This window comes from Micromonospora sp. NPDC000316, assembly GCF_042898885.1.
Taxonomy (GTDB): domain Bacteria; phylum Actinomycetota; class Actinomycetes; order Mycobacteriales; family Micromonosporaceae; genus Micromonospora.
This window is the reverse complement of the sequence record NZ_JBIAZG010000020.1, coordinates 1-18,875: the sequence shown is the minus strand read 5'-3', so window position 1 is coordinate 18,875 and position 18,875 is coordinate 1. Positions and strand designations below refer to the sequence as shown.

The 18,875-nt window shown below is 69.0% G+C and carries 19 protein-coding genes and 3 tRNA genes; 2 read left to right on the top strand and 20 right to left on the bottom strand.

Going from position 1 to position 18,875, the window contains the following annotated elements; translation table 11 throughout:
* Positions 1–21: 21 nt before the first annotated feature.
* The 18 genes from ACFY2Q_RS26795 to ACFY2Q_RS26710 form a co-directional block, all read right to left on the bottom strand.
* Positions 22–3,453 carry a DNA-directed RNA polymerase subunit beta gene (locus ACFY2Q_RS26795; protein ID WP_387134880.1) on the bottom strand — a complete coding sequence of 1,144 codons (3,432 nt, stop codon included), beginning with the start codon at positions 3,451–3,453 and terminating at the stop codon, positions 22–24.
* A gap of 662 nt (positions 3,454–4,115) precedes the next feature.
* The gene (gene rplL / locus ACFY2Q_RS26790; RefSeq protein ID WP_387134878.1) at positions 4,116–4,505 is read right to left on the bottom strand and encodes a 50S ribosomal protein L7/L12; all 390 of its coding nucleotides are present in this window, start codon (positions 4,503–4,505) and stop codon (positions 4,116–4,118) included.
* A gap of 52 nt (positions 4,506–4,557) precedes the next feature.
* Entirely contained in the window at positions 4,558–5,106 is a 549-nt protein-coding gene (gene rplJ, locus ACFY2Q_RS26785; RefSeq protein ID WP_387134875.1) for a 50S ribosomal protein L10, read from the bottom strand.
* 343 nt (positions 5,107–5,449) lie between these two features.
* Positions 5,450–6,139 (bottom strand): hypothetical protein, encoded by a 690-nt coding sequence (locus ACFY2Q_RS26780; protein ID WP_387134872.1) that lies wholly within the window; start codon positions 6,137–6,139, stop codon positions 5,450–5,452.
* Positions 6,136–6,969, bottom strand: coding sequence for an ATP-binding cassette domain-containing protein (locus ACFY2Q_RS26775; RefSeq protein ID WP_387134870.1), 834 nt, complete (start codon positions 6,967–6,969; stop codon positions 6,136–6,138). Before ACFY2Q_RS26775 ends, ACFY2Q_RS26780 begins: the two co-directional genes overlap by 4 nt.
* An 80-nt stretch (positions 6,970–7,049) precedes the next feature.
* Positions 7,050–7,766 (bottom strand): 50S ribosomal protein L1, encoded by a 717-nt coding sequence (rplA, locus tag ACFY2Q_RS26770; RefSeq protein WP_387134867.1) that lies wholly within the window; start codon positions 7,764–7,766, stop codon positions 7,050–7,052.
* 77 nt (positions 7,767–7,843) lie between these two features.
* Positions 7,844–8,275 carry a 50S ribosomal protein L11 gene (gene rplK / locus ACFY2Q_RS26765; protein ID WP_354964806.1) on the bottom strand — a complete coding sequence of 144 codons (432 nt, stop codon included), beginning with the start codon at positions 8,273–8,275 and terminating at the stop codon, positions 7,844–7,846.
* 189 nt (positions 8,276–8,464) lie between these two features.
* Positions 8,465–9,190 carry a transcription termination/antitermination protein NusG gene (nusG, locus tag ACFY2Q_RS26760; protein WP_387134864.1) on the bottom strand — a complete coding sequence of 242 codons (726 nt, stop codon included), beginning with the start codon at positions 9,188–9,190 and terminating at the stop codon, positions 8,465–8,467.
* A gap of 41 nt (positions 9,191–9,231) precedes the next feature.
* The gene (secE, locus tag ACFY2Q_RS26755) at positions 9,232–9,624 is read right to left on the bottom strand and encodes a preprotein translocase subunit SecE (protein WP_377666935.1); all 393 of its coding nucleotides are present in this window, start codon (positions 9,622–9,624) and stop codon (positions 9,232–9,234) included.
* 213 nt (positions 9,625–9,837) lie between these two features.
* Positions 9,838–9,910: transfer RNA gene (locus ACFY2Q_RS26750), tRNA-Trp, on the bottom strand.
* A 129-nt stretch (positions 9,911–10,039) separates the two neighbouring features.
* Complete coding sequence (locus ACFY2Q_RS26745; protein ID WP_387134861.1) at positions 10,040–10,432, bottom strand: MaoC family dehydratase; 393 nt, start codon at positions 10,430–10,432, stop codon at positions 10,040–10,042.
* Between the two features lies 1 nt (position 10,433).
* On the bottom strand, positions 10,434–10,880 hold the full coding sequence (locus ACFY2Q_RS26740; protein WP_387134859.1) for a MaoC family dehydratase N-terminal domain-containing protein: 447 nt from the start codon (positions 10,878–10,880) through the stop codon (positions 10,434–10,436).
* A gap of 125 nt (positions 10,881–11,005) precedes the next feature.
* The gene (gene rpmG / locus ACFY2Q_RS26735) at positions 11,006–11,173 is read right to left on the bottom strand and encodes a 50S ribosomal protein L33 (RefSeq protein WP_007073056.1); all 168 of its coding nucleotides are present in this window, start codon (positions 11,171–11,173) and stop codon (positions 11,006–11,008) included.
* Positions 11,174–11,305: 132 nt separating this feature from the next.
* Positions 11,306–11,378: transfer RNA gene (locus ACFY2Q_RS26730), tRNA-Met, on the bottom strand.
* A 24-nt stretch (positions 11,379–11,402) separates the two neighbouring features.
* A tRNA-Thr gene (locus ACFY2Q_RS26725) sits at positions 11,403–11,475 on the bottom strand.
* Positions 11,476–11,568: 93 nt separating this feature from the next.
* A complete protein-coding gene (locus ACFY2Q_RS26720) occupies positions 11,569–14,094 on the bottom strand; it encodes a putative bifunctional diguanylate cyclase/phosphodiesterase (protein WP_387134856.1) in 2,526 nt (841 codons plus the stop codon).
* Positions 14,095–14,155: 61 nt separating this feature from the next.
* Entirely contained in the window at positions 14,156–14,380 is a 225-nt protein-coding gene (locus ACFY2Q_RS26715) for a hypothetical protein (protein WP_387134853.1), read from the bottom strand.
* Between the two features lie 437 nt (positions 14,381–14,817).
* Entirely contained in the window at positions 14,818–15,573 is a 756-nt protein-coding gene (locus ACFY2Q_RS26710) for a DUF899 family protein (RefSeq protein ID WP_387134850.1), read from the bottom strand.
* 78 nt (positions 15,574–15,651) lie between these two features.
* Here ACFY2Q_RS26710 and ACFY2Q_RS26705 point away from each other — a divergent pair, with 78 nt between their 5' ends.
* A complete protein-coding gene (locus ACFY2Q_RS26705) occupies positions 15,652–16,308 on the top strand; it encodes a winged helix-turn-helix transcriptional regulator (RefSeq protein WP_387134848.1) in 657 nt (218 codons plus the stop codon).
* A 102-nt stretch (positions 16,309–16,410) separates the two neighbouring features.
* Here the strand turns inward: ACFY2Q_RS26705 and ACFY2Q_RS26700 are convergent, their stop codons facing one another.
* On the bottom strand, positions 16,411–17,118 hold the full coding sequence (locus tag ACFY2Q_RS26700; RefSeq protein ID WP_387134845.1) for an SDR family NAD(P)-dependent oxidoreductase: 708 nt from the start codon (positions 17,116–17,118) through the stop codon (positions 16,411–16,413).
* A gap of 103 nt (positions 17,119–17,221) precedes the next feature.
* Here ACFY2Q_RS26700 and ACFY2Q_RS26695 point away from each other — a divergent pair, with 103 nt between their 5' ends.
* Complete coding sequence (locus tag ACFY2Q_RS26695) at positions 17,222–18,061, top strand: helix-turn-helix transcriptional regulator (protein ID WP_387134842.1); 840 nt, start codon at positions 17,222–17,224, stop codon at positions 18,059–18,061.
* Between the two features lie 314 nt (positions 18,062–18,375).
* Here the strand turns inward: ACFY2Q_RS26695 and ACFY2Q_RS26690 are convergent, their stop codons facing one another.
* Entirely contained in the window at positions 18,376–18,729 is a 354-nt protein-coding gene (locus ACFY2Q_RS26690) for a DUF4265 domain-containing protein (RefSeq protein ID WP_387134839.1), read from the bottom strand.
* Between the last annotated feature and the right edge of the window lie 146 nt (positions 18,730–18,875).

The following is an 18,875-nucleotide window of genomic DNA, read 5'->3' as shown; positions in this document are numbered from 1 at the left end:
ACCGGCCCCCGACCGCTCACCTCAGACCTCTTCGACCGAGCTCGGCTCGCGCCGGGACAGGTCGATGCCCAGCTCCTCAGCGGCCCGGAACACCTCGTCGTCGGTCTCGCGCATTTCCAGGGCCACACCGTCGCTGGACAGCACCTCAACATTGAGGCACAGCGACTGCAGCTCCTTGAGCAGCACCTTGAACGACTCCGGGATGCCCGGCTCCGGGATGTTCTCGCCCTTGACGATGGCCTCGTAGACCTTCACCCGGCCAAGAACGTCGTCGGACTTGATCGTGAGCAGCTCCTGCAGGGCGTACGCGGCGCCGTACGCCTGCATCGCCCAGCACTCCATCTCACCGAAACGCTGACCACCGAACTGCGCCTTACCACCCAGCGGCTGCTGCGTGATCATCGAGTACGGGCCGGTCGAACGAGCGTGGATCTTGTCGTCGACCAGGTGGTTGAGCTTCAGGATGTAGATGTAGCCGACCGCGATCGGGTCCGGCAGCGGCTCGCCGGAGCGACCGTCGAACAGCTGCGCCTTGCCACTGGAACCGATCAGCTGGTTGCCGTCACGGTTCGGCAGCGTCGACGCCAGCAGGCCGGAGATCTCGGCCTCGCGGGCACCGTCGAAGACCGGGGTGGCCACGTTCGTGTCCCCCTCGGACTCGTGCGCGTCGATCGAGCGCAGCTGCCGCTTCCAGTCCGCGTCGTCGCCCTCGACCTTCCAACCGGTCTTGGCCACCCAGCCGAGGTGCGTCTCCAGCACCTGGCCGATGTTCATCCGGCTCGGCACACCCAGCGGGTTGAGCACGATGTCGACGGGGGTGCCGTCCTCCAGGAACGGCATGTCCTCGATCGGCAGGATCTTCGAGATGACGCCCTTGTTGCCGTGGCGGCCGGCGAGCTTGTCGCCGTCCTGGATCTTGCGCTTCTGGGCGACGTAGACCCGGACCAGCTCGTTGACACCCGGCGGCAACTCGTCGCCGTCCTCGCGGGAGAACGTGCGCACACCGATGACCGTGCCGGTCTCGCCGTGCGGCACCTTCAGCGAGGTGTCCCGAACCTCGCGCGCCTTCTCACCGAAGATCGCGCGGAGCAGACGCTCCTCCGGGGTCAGCTCGGTCTCGCCCTTGGGCGTGACCTTGCCGACCAGGATGTCGCCGGGGACGACCTCGGCGCCGATCCGGATGATGCCGCGCTCGTCGAGGTCCGCGAGCATTTCCTCGCTGACGTTCGGGATGTCGCGGGTGATCTCCTCCGGGCCGAGCTTGGTGTCCCGAGCGTCGACCTCGTGCTCCTCGATGTGGATCGAGGTGAGCACGTCCTGCTGCACGAGGCGCTGCGACAGGATGATCGCGTCCTCGTAGTTGTGGCCCTCCCAGCACATGAACGCCACGAGCAGATTGCGCCCGAGCGCCATCTCGCCTTCGTCCGTGCACGGCCCGTCGGCGATGACCTGACCGGCCTCGACGCGGTCGCCCTCGAAGACGACCGGCTTCTGGTTGACGCAGGAGCCGGCGTTGGAGCGGCGGAACTTGTGCAGCAGGTACGTCCGGCGGTGGCCGTCGTCCTGGTGGATGGTGACGTAGTCGGCGCAGAGATCCTCGATCACACCGCCGACCTCGGCGACCACCACGTCGCCAGCGTCGACCGCGGCCCGGTATTCCATGCCCGTGCCCACCAGCGGCGCCTCGGCCTTGACCAGCGGCACCGCCTGGCGCTGCATGTTCGCGCCCATCAGTGCCCGGTTGGCGTCGTCGTGCTCGAGGAACGGGATCATGGCGGTCGCGACCGAGGTCATCTGCCGGGGCGAGACGTCCATGTAGTCGACGGCACCGGGGACGACGTCCTCGGTCTCGCCGCCCTTACGACGACACAGCACCCGCTCCTCGGCGAACGTGCCGTCAGCCTGCAGCGGCGCGTTGGCCTGGGCCTTGACGAACCGGTCCTCCTCGTCCGCGGTCAGGTAGTCGATCTGGTCGGTGACCCGACCCTCGACGACCTTCCGGTACGGCGTCTCGATGAAGCCGAACGGGTTGACCCGGGCGAATGTGGACAGCGCGCCGATCAGGCCGATGTTCGGGCCTTCCGGCGTCTCGATCGGGCACATCCGGCCGTAGTGGGACGGGTGCACGTCGCGGACCTCGAAGCCGGCCCGCTCCCGGGACAGACCACCCGGGCCGAGCGCGCTCAGCCGACGCCGGTGGGTGAGACCCGCCAGCGGGTTGGTCTGGTCCATGAACTGGGACAGCTGCGACGTCCCGAAGAACTCCTTGATCGCCGCCACCACCGGGCGGATGTTGATCAGGGTCTGCGGGGTGATCGCCTCGACGTCCTGCGTGGTCATCCGCTCGCGGACGACCCGCTCCATGCGGGACAGGCCGACCCGAACCTGGTTCTGGATCAGCTCACCCACGGTCCGCAGGCGCCGGTTGCCGAAGTGGTCGATGTCGTCGGCCTCGTAGCCGTCCTCACCGGCGTGCAGCCGGCACAGGTACTCCACGGTGGCGACGATGTCGTCCTCGGTCAGCGTGCCGGTGGTGATCGGCACGTTGACTTCGAGCTTCTTGTTGAACTTGTAGCGCCCGACCTTGGCGACGTCGTACCTCTTCGGGTTGAAGAAGAGGTTGTCGAGCAGGGTCTGGGCGTTCTCGCGCGTCGGCGGCTCGCCAGGGCGGAGCTTGCGGTAGATGTCGAGCAGGGCCTCGTCCTGGCCGGCGATGTGGTCCTTCTCGAGCGTGGTCATCATCAGCTCGGACCAGCCGAACCGCTCACGGATCCGCTCAGCCGACCATCCGATGGCCTTGAGCAGGACGGTGACGGCCTGCCGACGCTTGCGGTCGATGCGTACGCCGACCGTGTCGCGCTTGTCGATGTCGAACTCCAGCCAGGCACCCCGACTCGGGATGACCTTGACGCTGGAGAGGTCGCGGTCGGAGGTCTTGTCCGGCTCCTTGGAGAAGTACACGCCCGGGGACCGGACGAGCTGGCTGACCACGACGCGCTCGGTGCCGTTGATGACGAAGGTGCCCTTGGGCGTCATCATCGGGAAGTCGCCCATGAACACCGTCTGGCTCTTGATCTCGCCAGTGGTGTTGTTGGTGAACTCCGCGGTCACGAAGAGCGGAGCGCAGTAGGTCAGGTCCTTTTCCTTGCACTCCTCGATCGAGGCCTTGACCTCGTCGAAGCGCGGCGCCGAGAAGGAGAGTGACATGGTGCCGGAGAAGTCCTCAATGGGACTGATCTCTTCGAGGATCTCCGCGAGACCCGAGCGTGCGTGCGGGTCGTCCGCCGACCGGCCCTGCCAACCCTCGTTGCCGACGAGCCAGTCGAAGGACTCGTTCTGAATGGCGAGGAGGTTGGGGACCTCGAGGTGTTCGGTGATCCTGCCGAATGAAACTCGGCGGGGAGCGAATGCGCTCGACGTACGACTGGTCTTCGCAGGGCGGGAAGCTGCCAAGATGCGTCCTTCCGAGGACCGGTGCTGCAGAACGGCTGGTACGCGTGCACTCCAATGACCCCACCAGAAATATCCGTAACCGGACATTTCCGAGCAGGGGTCTAGTCGGAAGGCAGCGCAAACTAGCAGTGTAGCCGAGAGGCTAACCGCTGTCCAGCCCAACCCGCAGGTCGTTGCGGAACGCGCCTCGGCCCCCGTTAACCGGGGCTGCCGGGCCGCTCGGAACGCAACGTTCCCGCCGGGCCGCGCGGGGATGCTGCGGCGATGGAGCCGCCGTTGTCATACCCGCATCGTGGCCGTCGCAAGCGCGGTGTCTTGCTGGTGTCAGCGTGCCTGGCAGGCCGGGGCCGCGTCAAGGCCCGGTATCCGGGTCGTCACTTCTTTCCCACCTGGGGGCGACCCGCGACGCTCGTCCGGGTGGTCGGGCGTCACTCATCGGCGCAGCTCAGGACGGCTGCCACCCGATCCACAAACACGGCGGGGGGGGGGGCCCGGGGGGGGACCCCCCCCCCCCCCCCCCCCCCGCGGGCCCCCCCCCCCCCCCCCCCCCCCCCCCGGCCCCCGCCGGGGGGGGGGGGGGAGAGGGGGGGGGCCCCCCCCCCCGCCGTGACGCGATTCGTGTCGCGGCTCACGAGCCGGACACAGCGCTTGTGGAGCTCAGGTCACTTGAGGGTGACCTTGGCGCCTTCGCCCTCGAGCTTGGCCTTCGCCTTGTCGGCGGTCTCCTTGTTGACCTTCTCCAGGATGGCCTTCGGCGCGGACTCAACCGCGTCCTTGGCCTCCTTGAGGCCCAGGCCGGTCAGCTCACGCACGACCTTGATGACCTGGATCTTCTTGCCGCCGTCGGCCTCGAGGATGACGTCGAACTCGTCCTTCTCCTCCTCGACCGGAGCAGCAGCGCCGCCGCCACCGCCACCCGGGCCGGCGATCGCGACCGGAGCCGCGGCGGTGACCTCGAAGGTCTCCTCGAACTGCTTCACGAACTCGGAGAGCTCGATCAGCGTCATCTCCTTGAACGCGTCGAGCAGCTCGTCGGTGCTGAGCTTCGCCATATCTGGCGTCCTTTCTAAAGGTTGTTTAAGAACGTGGGTGCGCCGCGCGGCCTCAGGCCGCCTCGGCGCCCTCCTGCTCGCGCTTCTTGTCCGCCAGGGCGGCCGCCGCACGGGCGGCCTTGGAGAGCGGAGCCTGGAACAGGGCCGCGGCCTTGCTCAGGTTGCCCTTCATCGCGCCGGCCAGCTTGGCCAGCAGCACCTCACGGGACTCCAGGTCGGCGAGCTTCGTGACCTCGGCCGCGGAAATGGCCTTGCCCTCGAAGACACCGCCCTTGATGACGAGCTTCGGGTTGGCCTTCGCGAAGTCGCGAAGCCCCTTCGCCGCCTCGACGACGTCGCCCGAAACGAAAGTCAGCGCGGTAGGACCGGAGAACAGCTCATCGAGGCCGGTGATGCCCGCGTCCGACGCAGCACGCTTCGCCAGCGTGTTCTTCGCGACCGTGTAGCTGGTCTCGGCGCCGAGTGAGCGCCGCAGCTGGGTGAGCTGGGAGACCGTCAGACCGCGGTACTCGGTCAGCACGGTGGCGCCCGCGCTACGGAAGCTCTCGGTCAGCTCAGCGACGGCCGTGGCCTTGTCGGCCCGGATCGGCTTGTCCGCCATGTCCCTCCTCTCTCGTTACTCGAGGCTGGTCCCCGTCTCGGCCGAAGCCGGAACGTCAGGCGAGGGCAGCGCGACAACGAAAAAGCCCCGGCGCAGGGCGCACGGGGCGAGGGCCGGCGGATCGACATGGTCGGCGGACCATGCTCACTGCCGAGTTACGCTTGCCGCCCTACGCGGGTCGCCCGTGTGTCGCGGGACCTTCGACCGTGCCGGAGCACGGTGACCAGCGGTCTCTGGGTGGTTCCTCATCCGTGACAACACGGATGACGTTTGAAGAGTACGCGTCCCCTCCCACCAGCACCAAATCGCCCCCGGTGAGCCAGGTCACCTGCTGCCCCCGAGGTCAGCCCTGTGCCCGCCGCCGCCACAGGTAACCGCCGACGGCCCCGGCACTCCAGGCCAGCGCCCACACGGTCAGCCCGACAAGTGTGAGCGCGGCGGCGTCGCCCGCGGTCGTCCGGGCCGTTGCCATGATCGGCGGCGCCAGCCAGGGGGCCACCGAACCGCTCAGGCCGAGCACCACAGCGCCGACGCCACCGACGGCCAGCACCGCGACGCCGTACCCGGCGCCGCCGACCGATGCCCGGCTGGCGAGAGCGCCAAGGGCAACAGCAGCGGGTACGACAAGCAGGTGCGCCCAGAGCCCCAGCGCGAGCCCGACCGGCACCGATCGGTCCCCCGGATCGACAGGGCCGGTGACCCCGCCGACCAGCCACGGAAATAGCAGCGCCACGGCCACCGCCACCACCGCCGCCAGGCCGGCGGCGAGCAGCCCCGCCGCCCGTTCCCGGGCCACCCCGACCGTCACCTGGGCAAGCCGACGCTGCACGTCCGGCTCGATGTCCAGCAGGATCTTGGTCTGCCAGGCGAGCACCGGGAAGAGCGCCACGGCGGAGACGCCGTACGCCTCCGCCGGCTGGGCCCGGCCGCCGCCGTACAACGTGCCGAGCGCGACGAGGCCGACGAGCAGCGGCGCCACCGCCCGCCCGGTACGCAGGAAACCGGCCAACCGCAGCCGCACCAGGGCGTTCATCGGCCCTCCCCCGTGGTCGGCTCGACCACCGCGTCGGACTCTGCCGGCCGCGCCGTCACTGTCGACGGGGTGGGCCGTTGCGCCTGGGGTGCGGGGATGGAGGCGTCGGCGCGTACTCGAAGGATCTGGTGGCCCTCGGCCCGCAACCGGGCGACGGTGCCGGCGACCCGCGCGGCCGGCACCGCGACCTCGACCACCGCTATCGCCTCGCCCGGCGACGTCTCCTCGGTAAGCGAGCCGTCGGCTACCGACCAGCGACGCGCGCCCGGCAGCCGGACCGTCTCGCCCCGGTGGTCACTGACCAGGACGGCGCCGCCGCCGGCCACCACCTCGTCGATCAGCTCGGGAACCAGGTCGCGGGTCGCGGCGTCCAGGCCCTCCCACGGTTCGTCGAGGACCAGCAGGCCCGGAGGTCGCAGCATCGCCTGAGCGAGGCCCACCTTCTGCGCGGTGCCCTTGGACAGCTCCGGAAGCCGCACCGCGCGGAACGCGCCCAGCCCGAGCCGCTCCGTCCAGACCGCCACCGCCTCGGCGGCGGCCGTCCGACCAAGGCCGGCCGCCCGGGCCATGCCGGTCAGGTAGCGGGCCACTGTGAAGGGCTGGTCGGCAGGGAAGCGCTCCGGCACCCAGCCCACCCGCGCGGGGCGGTCGGCGACGCGACCACGGCTCGGCCGGAGCACCCCGGCGGCCACCTGGAGCAGCGTCGACTTGCCCACCCCGTTGCGGCCCAGCACGACCGCGACCTCGCCGGGACCGATCCGCGCGTCCACGCGTCGCAGCACCCACGGCCCACGCCTGCGGTAGCGCAACCAGACGTTCTCCAAGCGCATGGGCCGAGACTGCCACAACACAAACGCGCCGGGGCGCCGCCACGGTGGTGGCGGCGCCCCGGCGCGAGCGAACTGTCGGATCAGGCGTCGGTCTCGTCCTCACGAAGGTTCTTCACCAGGTTGGGGTCGACCGGAACGCCCGGGCCCATCGTGGTGGTGAGGATGACCTTGCGGAGGTACTTACCCTTCGCCGCCGACGGCTTGGCGCGCAGCACCTCGTCGAGCACCGCCGCGTAGTTGTCGACCAGCTGGGTCTCCGTGAAGGAGGCCTTGCCGATGATCAGGTGCAGGTTGGAGTGCTTGTCCACCCGGAAGGTGATCTTGCCGCCCTTGATGTCCTGAACCGCCTTGGTGACGTCCATGGTCACCGTGCCGGTCTTCGGGTTCGGCATGAGACCGCGCGGGCCCAGGATCCGCGCGATCCGGCCGATCTTGGCCATCTGGTCCGGCGTGGCGATCGCCGCGTCGAAGTCGAGCCAACCACCCTGGATGCGGGCGACCAGCTCGTCGGTGCCCACCTCGTCCGCGCCCGCCGCGACGGCCTCCTCGGCCTTCGCGCCGCCGGCGAACACGATCACGCGGGCGGTCTTACCGGTGCCGTGCGGAAGGTTGACCACACCGCGAACCATCTGGTCCGCCTTGCGCGGGTCGACGCCGAGGCGCATGGCGACCTCGACCGTGGCGTCGAACTTGACGTTGGTGGTCTCCTTGGCCAGCTTCACGGCCTCGGCGGGGGTGTAGAGCTTCGACCGGTCGATGACGTCGGCGGCCTTGCGGTAGCTCTTGCTGCGCTGCATTGCTTAATACTCCTGTGGTCTCTGGCGGGCCGCTCGGCGCGGGCCCTCCCACGGTCAGATCGTCGGCGGGGCCGACGTCAGTCGTTGACGGTGATGCCCATCGACCGGGCGGTGCCGGCGATGATCTTCTCGGCCTGGGCCAGGTCGTTGGCGTTGAGGTCGGCCATCTTCTTCTCGGCGATCTCACGCAGCTGGGCGCGGCTGACCGAGCCGACCTTCTCCGACTGCGGAACGCCCGAGCCCTTCTGCACACCGGCAGCCTTGATCAGCAGCCGGGCGGCGGGCGGGGTCTTCAGCACGAAGGTGAAGGACCGGTCCTCGTACACGCTGATCTCGGCGGGGACGATGTCGCCCCGCTGAGACTCGGTCTGCGCGTTGTAGGACTTGCAGAACTCCATGATGTTCACGCCGTGCTGGCCGAGCGCGGGGCCGACCGGCGGCGCCGGCGTGGCCTGGCCCGCCGGCAACTGAAGCGTGAACGTCTTGACGAGCTTCTTCTTCGGAGGCATGTCACTTCCTGGGGCTTGGAGCTGGGAAAATGCGGCTGACGTCACCGCAGGCGGGCGCGCACGGTCAGCGCGGCGCCACAGCGACGACGTTCAAGAGTAGCGCAGGCCGCAGCCCACTCGTCCGCCGAGGTCGAGCGGGAGGGCGCACGCCGACGTCGGCGGCGGGCCGGACCCGCCGCCGACGACCGATCAGATCTTGGCGACCTGGTTGAAGTTGAGCTCCACCGGGGTCTCCCGACCGAAGATCGACACCAGCACCTTGAGCTTCTGCTGGTCAGCGTTGATCTCGCTGATCGTGGCCGGCAGCGACGCGAACGCGCCGTCGGTGACGGTGACGGAGTCGCCGACCTCGAAGTCGAGGACCTTGATCTCCGGCTTCGACTTCTTCTGCTGCTCGGTCTCGACGGCCGGTGCCAGCCACTTCAGCACCTCGTCGAGGGAGAGCGGCGCTGGCCGGTCAGCCCGGTCGGTCGCGCCGACGAAACCGGTCACACCGGGGGTGTTGCGGACACACGAGTACGACTCGGCGGTCAGCTCCATCCGGACGAGGATGTAGCCGGGGAAGACCTTGGCCTGGATCTGCGAACGCTTGCCGTTCTTGACCTCGACCTCTTCCCGGGTCGGCACCTCGACCTGGTAGATGAAGTCCTCCATGTCGAGGCTCGTGATCCGGGTCTCGAGGTTGGTCTTCACCTTGTTCTCGTAACCGGCGTACGAGTGCACCACGTACCAGTCACCCGGCGCGTAGCGCAGCTTCTGCCGCAGCTCGGCGACCGGGTCGTACTCCTCGTCCGGCGCAGGCTCGGTGGTGGGGAACTCCGGCTCGCTGGCGGCCTCAATCGACTCGTCACCAGCCGCCGTCGCGACGGTGGACTGCTCGTCCACCGGTCCGGCGGTCTCGTCGTACTCAGGCACGCTCGCTCACTTCCGTCACTATCGGCTCTGGAGGCAGCCGGTCAGTCCGAGTTGCCGAAGACAAACAGCACGACCTTGGCGAACCCGTAATCCAGCAGGGCAACGATCGTCAGCATCACCGCGACGAACGTCACCACGACCCCGGTGTAGGTCAGCAACTCCTTGCGCGTCGGCCAGATGACCTTACGCAGTTCGGCAACGACCTCGCGGAAAAACCGGGCGATGCGACCGAACACGCCCACCCGGGACGTTTCCGAGCGGGTGGTCGGCCGGCTGTCGGCCGACTCGGCCCGGGCGCGGGACCGCGTAGCGGTGCCCCCCCGGGAAACAGGCTCGTCCGCGCTGGAGTCGTCGTCGTCGGCAACCTCGTCGACGATCTCGTCGTCAAGACGATCGTCGCCGTCGTCGTCGCCGCGGCGCTTGTTGTCGGCCACTTCGCCCTCCGTCGCGGAATCTCGGGTCGCACGCCGGGTGGCGTACGCGGCGCTGGTCACGCCAGCCGGGCCCAACCGTCCCGCGACGGGCCGCGGCCGGTGGATCAACAGGAGGGCCCGAATGCCTCGGGACCACCCCGCCGATGCCACCACCACGGGCCGGACGCCGCCATCTCGGCGGCGCGACCCACGGGAACGGTCAGGCCTGAGGCGCAGGGGTGACAGGACTTGAACCTGCAGCCTGCGGTTTTGGAGACCGCTGCTCTGCCAATTGAGCTACACCCCTGTGCGGCAACACTCGCCCCACGCGGTCACAGACGACCGAGCAGGGGTCACTTGCCCCACGGCGGACCAGTGTACGGGTAGCCGCCCGACTTTCCCAACCGGTCTGCCCGCCACGCGTGGCGGACCGGATTCAGCGTGTCGTCCGGATGGTCGCGCGTGCCTGCGAGAGCACCTTGTCCCCCAGGCAGGTGGCCGTCACGTCGAGTCGGGTGAGGCCGTCCTCGGTCACCTCGCGGACCACAGCGGTCACCTCGATCTCGGTCCCCTCGTCGTCGTCGGGGACCACCACCGGCCGGGTGAACCGCACCCCGTACTCGACCACCGCGTCGGGCGCGCCGGCCCACTCGGTGACCGCCCGGCCGACAAGGGCCATCGTGAACATGCCGTGCGCGATCACCCCGGGCAGTCCCACCTTCGTGGCGACCCGGTCGCTCCAGTGGATCGGGTTGAAGTCACCCGAGGCACCCGCGTAGCGGACCAGGTCGGCGCGGGTCACCCGGAACGTCTTGGCTGGCAAATCCATCTCAGGCCTCCCCGCGTACGACGATCTTCATCCAGACGGCGACCACCGGCTCGCCGGCGACGGTGCTCACGTCGGTGCGGGTGGTCAGGAAGCCGTGCCCGCCCCGGGTGGTGACGTCCTCGATGGTGCTCGTGCAGACCAGCTCGTCGCCCGCCACGACCGGCCGGGTGTACGCGAAACGCTGGTCACCGTGCACCACGCGGCTGTAGTCGACGCCAAGCGCCGGGTCCTCGACGATCTGCTGACTCGCCGCCATCGTGATGAGCACCGGGAAGGTGGGCGGGGCGACCACGTCCGGGTGGCCCAGCGCCTGGGCCGCCGCCGGGTCATGGTGAGCCGGATCGGTCGCGCCGATGGCCGTGGCGAACTCACGGATCTTTTCTCGGCCCACCTGATAGGGGGCCGTCGGCGGATATGTCCGGCCGACGAAGGAAGGGTCCAGAGACATGCCGCGAACCTACACGCACAACACGATCGCCGACCTGGTCGGTCGACGGCGGCAGAGCCGCGTCGTACCGCTCAGATCGGCGATCGGGAAGCTTCGACGGTGGCCGGCGCGGAGCCGGCCACGGGTCAGCGGGTCTCGCGGTGAACGGTGTGCCGACCGTCGCGCGGGCAGAACTTCTTCAGCTCGATGCGGTCGGGGTCGTTCCGGCGGTTCTTGCGCGTGATGTAGTTGCGCTCCTTGCACTCCACACACGCCAAAGTGATCTTCGGCCGGACATCGGTAGCCTTCGCCACGGCGGAGTGCCTTCCTCGCTAACGGAAACAACTACGACGCGTCAGCCTAGACGCTGACGGCGCGGACATGCAAAGTGGGCGCCATTGGCGCCCAATCCCACGACCACCGGGAATGAGCCCGGAAGACGAGAGTAGCGGTGGCCGGACTTGAACCGGCGACACAGCGATTATGAGCCGCTTGCTCTGCCATCTGAGCTACACCGCCGCGGTGGGTCCAGCTGAACCCTCGAGCCCCCTTACGGAATCGAACCGTAGACCTTCTCCTTACCATGGAGACGCTCTGCCGACTGAGCTAAGGGGGCCTGCGCGATCTCCCCGTGGGGCGCGCAGAAGTAAGAGTACACGGCACCCGCCGGCAGGTGAAATCGGATCCCCGGTGATCCTCTCCGCCCAGCTCAGGGCACGACACGGAGGCGCGGAAGCTCCGTCCCGGAGGTCGCCTCCGGGTCGGCCTGTGCGCCGAACCAGGCCGCCAGCCGCTCGTACGGCAGCGGTCGACTGAACAGGAAGCCCTGACCGATCTCACAGCCGATGTCCTGGAGAAGCTCCAGGGTCAACTCGCTCTCCACGCCCTCGGCGACCACGGCCAGACCGAACTGCTGGGAGAGCGTCACCACCGCGTTGACGATCGCCAGGTCCCCCGGGTCGGTAGCCATGCCCTGCACGAAGGAACGGTCGACCTTCACCTCGTGCACCGGCAGCCGGCGCAGGTGGGCAAGCGACGAGTCACCGGTGCCGAAGTCGTCCACCGACAGCCGGATGCCGAGATCGCGCAGCCGGTGCAGGGTCGGGATGGGCCGGTCGGTGCCGTCCAGCACCCCCGCCTCGGTGATCTCCAGGGTGAGACGTTGCGCAGGCACGCCGTACTCGGTCAGCAGCTCCTGCACCCGGTCCGGGAAGTGCTTGTCGGTGAGCGTACGGGCGGCGAGGTTGACCGCGATGTGCAGCGTCTGGTCGGCCTGGGCCCAGTCCCGGCTCCGCCGCAGCCCCTCGCGGAGCACCACCTCGGTGAGCCGGCTCAACTGGCCGGTGTGCTCGGCCACCGCGACGAAGTCCTCGGGGGCGACTGTGCCGTGTGTCGGATGCTCCCACCGGGCCAGGCACTCCACACCGACCAGTCGCCGGTCCCGCAAGGTCACCTTGGGCTGGAAGTAGACCTCCAGCTCGTCGTGGTCCAGTGCCCGACGTAGGTCGCCGGCGAGGCCCAGCCGGCGCAACGACCGGGACTCCAGGGCAGGGTTGAACAGCTGCACGCTGCCCGGCACCGACTTGGCGGCGGTCGCCGCCAGGTCGACCCGCAGCAACAGGGTCGCGGCGTCGCTGCCATGATCCGGGTATACGGCAACCCCGACGGCCGTGTTCACGTCGAGGGTGAGCGCGTCGAAGACCATTTCGTCGCGGATCTGGTCGCGCAGTTGGCCGGCCAGCTCCAGTGCCGCGTCGGCGCTCTCCAACCGGAGCGTCACCAGGAATTCGTCCCCGCCGACCCTCCCGACAAGGGCCGACGACGGCGCGCTGGCCCGCAACCGGTTGGCGACCTCGATGAGGACCTTGTCACCGGCCGCGTGACCGAGGGACTCGTTGACCTGGCGCAGCCCGTCGACGTCGAACAGCAGAAGCGCCACCACCTCGTCGGGCGCCCCGATCTTCACCGACTCGTCGAGCGCCCCGATGATCCGCCGCCGGTTGGGCAGGCGCGTCAGCGCGTCGTGGTACGCGTCGTGCCGCAGCCGGTCAACGAGCCGGGAATTCTCCAGCGCGACCGCCGCGTGCGCCGCCACGGTCTCGAAGATGGGGATGTCGCCGGGGGCGAAGTGCCCGATGTCGCTGAGGCGGTTCGCCACCTCCAGGGTGCCGATCACTGCCTGCCCGGAGCGCAGCGGCACCACGATCACGTCTTTGATCTCGCGGGCGCTGATCTCGCGGCGCAGGGCGCTCTCGTCACCGAGCAGGCGCCCCATCGACAATGTCTTCGCCAGCTCCCGCGTGCGGATGCGGAGGATCGCCGGCGTCGGGGCGACGTCCAGCAGGCCCGGCGTGTCGACCCGGGCCGTCAGCAGCACCTCCGGATGTCGGCCCTGGGCGGGCAGCCAGAGGGTGGCGGACTCCGCCTGCATGAGGGCACGAACCCGGTCGAGCAGGACGTCGGCGAGCGTCGCGTCGGCACCGCTGGTCGTGATCAGCCGGGCCAGGTCGTACATCCCGGTCAGGGTGCGGTGCTGCCGGAAGAACTGGGCGTAGGACCGGTAGACCAGGGCGAGGGCGGCGAAGAGGGCTGCCAGCAGAAACGCCGACCACCACGTCTTGTGCAGTGCGATAAGCACGAGGAGGCCGACGGACGCGTTGATCGAGGTGGTGAGAAACACCGAGGGCGTCGTCCGCAGAGCCTCCCGGCCCGCCTGCCAACCCTGCAGGAGCACATGGACACCAACAACCGAGACGAGACTGACCAGGGTGATGGTGTTGACCGCGAGGAAGAGGCTGCCCCACGTCGCGGGCCCGACGTCGAGCAGCGGCGGCAGGCGCAGGAGCAGCAGACTGGCCAGCGACGTGGCGGCTGCCGCCTTCGCGACGTTGAACCAGAACTTCGCCGGTGGGAAGCGCTGCGAGGCGCTCCAGATCAACGAGGCGAGCGTGTAGATCAGAACGACGGTCAGCGGCGGCAGGAAGAACAGCGCCACCACGAGCGGGATCTCGGTGAGCGTCACGCCCACGGACTGCCGCCGGACGACGAAGTTCAGCACCGGAATGCTGATGCCCGCCATCGCCAGGAATATCAGGAACGCCAAGCCCCACTTACCGAACGGGTGCTCGGCGATGACGCTGATGGCGGTGCAGCAGAGGATGGCGATCAGAGCCAGCGGGCCAGTGATGAGCCAAGCGTGGTCCGTGGACTTACGTCGTTGGTCACGCCTGGCCATACCGCTCCCTCGAAGAGACGCCGCCCGTAGGTGCTGCCCTCACGGGCGACGACCTCGCGGGTTACCGAGGGACTTCGACGCCCCAGACGACGTCGCCCTCGCTCGTGCCCCAGACGACATCGCCCTGGGCTGAGCCCCAGACGACGTCGCCCTGGCTCGCGCCCCAGACGACATCAGCCAGCTGCGCCTTGCCGCCGGCCAGCGAACCGGCGCCGCTCAGTCCACCGAGGACAGCGGCGAGCAAGAGGAGCGAGCCGACCAGTCGGCCCAGCCTTCGACCAGACATGTTTGCTCCTGTCGGGGAAGTGTCACAGGGATGGTGGAGATTCCACGATCGTGCCACACGGTCGGTACGCAGAAAAGCCGCGAGGGCGGGACCGGTCCGAGCGTTTGCGAGGTTGCGACCTTCGGCCCACTCCGCCTCGACAAGCTGGACCAGATCAGGGCCCCTTCCTGCGACATCAGTGCTTCGCAGAGCGCTTGATGCGACCTTCGGCACAATTCGCCCGCACCACTGAGGCGCTCGCCAGCCTGATTGGGCCGGGTCACTCTCCGTAGCTGTCATGACGGGCTGGAAACGCCCCGACGGGAGCCCAGACATCGACCACCATACCTTCTAGAGGGCTCGGCACAAGAAGCCGAGCGACAACGGTTCGGCCAGGGGACGTAGATGGCGGCAGCGGCAGATGACGGCGGGAAGACGCCCGTCTCTGCCACGGTGGCTCAGTGGCAGTGGTGCTCGCCGCTGGCGGGCCCGGTCACGCCAAGGTCGTCGTCACGACCGGCCGCGAGGCGCGACCACTGCGACGTGGGGCGTCCGTCGAGCCGGAACTGATCGCCGTCGGTCCGGAAGGGCTGCGGCCAACCCTCCGGCGAGTCCTCCCAGACCTCCTGACGGCCGTAGACGGTCATATCGAGCAGGCCGTACGACGGCGCCATCGCCTCGACGCCCCGACCTGTGGTCCAGTACGTCTCGAACACCCGGTCGCCCTGGCGCAGGTAACACACGTTCATCCCGAAGCCACGCCCGGCGACGAGGGAGTCGAGCGACTCCTCGGGCACCGAATACCACGGTGCCTGCCAGCCCATGAAATCCCGGTAGCGCAACGTCGCCCCGATCGGCCCCTGACAGAAGACCGCGAACGTGACGCCGCGCGAGTGCAGGTAGGACAGTTCGAGCACATGGCCGGTGAAGAACGTGCAGCCCTCGCACTGGTCGGCGGCCGACCTTCCCGAGTGCCACATGTGGTACGTCGCGAGCAGTTGGGGCCTCCCCTCGAAGACGTCGAGCAGGGGCACCGGACCGTCGACACCGGTCAGAACAGCGCTCGGATCGACCTCGACCATCGGCAGCCGCCGGCGGGCCGCGGCGATGGCGTCACCCTCACGCGTGTGCGCCCGCTCCCGGAGCCCGAGCTCGTCGAGCTGCTTCTGCCAGGTTTCGCGGTCGGTGAGCGGGGGTGTCGCAGGCGCGGCCATCGGGCTCCTCCTCGCATAGGAAGCTATGAGCCTAATAGTGGCTGCTAGGGTCGAGCAAGCAGAAAGGGAAGATGTCAGATGCCAATCCAGCGGGGCTATCGGCAGGCCTGCGGAGTCGCGCGCGGCCTCGACATCGTGGGCGAACGGTGGTCGCTGCTTGTCGTGCGCGAACTGCTGCTCGGGCCCAAACGGTTCACCGACCTCCAGCAAGCGCTCCCCCACGCCAGCCCGAACGCGCTGTCCGACCGGCTACGCGAGCTGACCGACGCGGGCGTCCTACGCCGCCGGCAGCTGCCGCCGCCCGGCAACACTCGGGTCTACGAGCTGACCACCTGGGGTCGCGGCCTCGAACCGATAGTGGTCGCGCTCGGCACCTGGGCACTGGCCGCCCCGCCCACCGCGGAACAACGCTTCGTCAGCGCCGACAGCGCCATGCTGAGCATCCGCAGCTTCTACGTGCCAACCCCGCAGCAGCCCTCGGTGGCGCTCCGGATCGAACTCCGCGACCACGGACCCGCCGGGGTGTTCGGTGTCCACCTCACATCGGCCGGCGCCGACATCGCCCACGAACCCCCCGAGCAGCCGGACGCCGCCCTGGCCACCACGACCGACGCGCTCCTCACCGCCTTCGGCAGCGACGACCTGGCCGGACTCGCCGCGGCCGGCGCCGCCATCATCGGCGATCCCGAGGCTGTCCGGCGTCTCGTCGCGGGCGTGCGTATCCCGGCCGCCTGAGCGACGGCGGACACTGGCGGTGTCCGCAGAGCTTCGCGGTCTGGCCGGCCCCACGTGCGCGGGCCGGCCAGGCCGGTTTTCTCCACCTGGTTGCCCCTCCTCCTACCAGGGGAGGTGACCCTCGGCGTCGAAGTAGCCACCGGTGGGGCCGTCGGGGTCCACCTGCGCCATGCGGACGATGATCTCGGCGCCCTGCTCAACAGTCTGGATACCGGTGTTTCCGTTCAGGTCGGTCTTCGTGAAGCCGGGCTCGACCGCGTTGATCCGCATGTTCGGGAACGCCTTCGCGTACTGCACGGTGATCATGTTGACCGCGGTCTTCGACGCCGGGTAGGCGACCCCTGGGTAGGCGTACGTAGGGGTGCCCGCGTCGGTGACCCGGGCCAGCGAGGCCAGGCCGCTGCTGAGATTGACGATGACCGGGGCGGCCGAACGCCGCAGCAGCGGCAGGAACGCGTGGGTGACACGGACCGTGCCGAAGAGGTTCGTCTCGAACGTCTCCCGCATCATGTCGGCAGTCACGTCCGCAGCGCCGATCACGACATTGCCGGCACCCCTTCCCTCGATGCCCGCATTGTTGATCAGTACGTCCAGCCCTCCATCAGCCTCGATGGCATTCGCCGCGGCCTGCACGGACGCGTCGTCGGTGACGTCGAGCTGGACGGCCCGCGCGCCCAACTGCTCGGCGGCGCGGCGCCCGCGTTCCGCATCCCGGCTGCCGACGTAGACGGTGTGACCTGCGGCGATGAGTCGACGGGCGGCCTCGAAGCCGAGTCCCTTGTTCGCTCCGGTGATCAGCGTTGTTGTCATGCCTCCATGCTGCGGCCGGGCGGTGCGGTCGCCCAGTCGTCCCGTTTTCCTGGGACTGCCAGTACCAGGAAACACCACAACTGAACGGCGCACACTGGTGAGCATGACGGCGACGGAATTCGGGCAGGCGGTGCACCGCTGGCGCGACCGGATCTCACCCGAGGCCGTCGGGCTGCCCGCTGGCGGGAACCGGCGTACGGCCGGACTGCGCCGTGAGGAGCTTGCCCTGCTGGCCGGAGTCTCCGTCGACTACGTCACCCGCCTCGAACAGGGCCGCGCGTCCCATCCGTCGGCGCAGGTCGTCGAAGCCCTGGCCAGGGCCCTACGGCTGTCGGCAACCGAGCGCGCACACCTGTTCCGGCTGGCCGGGCTGGCACCGCCGGGCCCGGAAACGGTGCCCGCCCACATCACCCCGAGCGTCCAGCGGCTGCTGGACAGGCTGACCGGGACACCCGTCGGCGTCTACGACGCGTCCTGGACGCTGCTGGTGGCCAATCCGCCGTACGCCGCGTTGATGGGCGATCCGTCCGGATGGCGTGGCAACCAACGCAACGCGGTGTGGCGGCATTTCCTCGGCCCGGGTACCCGAGCCCGGCACACCCCGCAGTCCCTGCGAGCGTTCGAGACGGCGCTGGTCGCCGACCTGCGTACGGCCGCGGGCAGCTATCCGGCCGACCAGCAGCTACGGCAACTGGTCACGGAACTACGCGCGAACAACGACCGGTTCGCGACGTTGTGGGATTCCGGCACTGTCGGCCGTCACGAGGCCGCCCGCAAGACCATCGACCATCCCCACGTCGGCCCCCTGACGCTGGACTGCGACGTGCTCACCGTCGCGGGCAGCGACCTGCGCATCATGATCTACACAGCCGAGCCCGGCACCGACGACGCCGACCGCCTCGCCCTGCTCACCGTGCTCGGCACCCAGGCACTGGTCGGATAGCTGCCCACTCGACCAGACCGCCGCTCTCTTCGGCGTGCCCCTCGGTTCAGAAGATGGCTGGCCGTGCCCGTTGCGCGGGAACACAACAAAGGCCCTTGACTTGCGTTTCCACAGGTCAAGGGCCTTGCCGTTCCCTGGTGGCGGGTAGAGGATTCGAACCTCTGAAGCTTTCGCGACGGATTTACAGGGCGTTCGTGATCTTGGCTGAGTCAGTGGCATTGAGCTGCTGTTTCTTGCCGTCTCACCGACACCGATAGGTCAGCCGCCCACCATGTGCCCACGCCCACGGCACGCTGCCAGGAGAAGCCCGATGTTCAGGCCGCTTCCCATTCGTCGGTCGCGCAACCCACCTCGAAGCTCCACCAGCCCTCTACCTCGCCTTGTTGCAGGGTCGCCTTGATGGCCGGGAGGTCTGCACCCGCCGGCAGGGTGAAAGCGACAAGAGGAAGTTCCTTGCTGAACGTCTCGCCGCCGAAGCCGAAGTGCGCCAGGCGGTCGTAGACAGCTTGGGCGCTTGGTCCGAGGGGGCCACGGGGGTTCGGCAGGACCCTTACGGTGCAGTTGCCCGACGCCTCGACCCGCCCGGTTGCCCAGCAAAGTCCGTCCGGACTCACGGTGAAGCGCACCACGTCACCCTCAGCAACGCCGTCTTGAAGGAAAGGTGTCAACGGCGGACTGGAACTGACCCCCTAGCGACGGATTGGGATTGACCCCCCGGGGGTCGTTTGTCCTACTTGTCGCGGTCTTTCGCGAGGAGTTCTCGGCGGGCTTTGGTGCGGTAGGACTCGCCTGCGAGGGTGAGGACCTCGGCGTG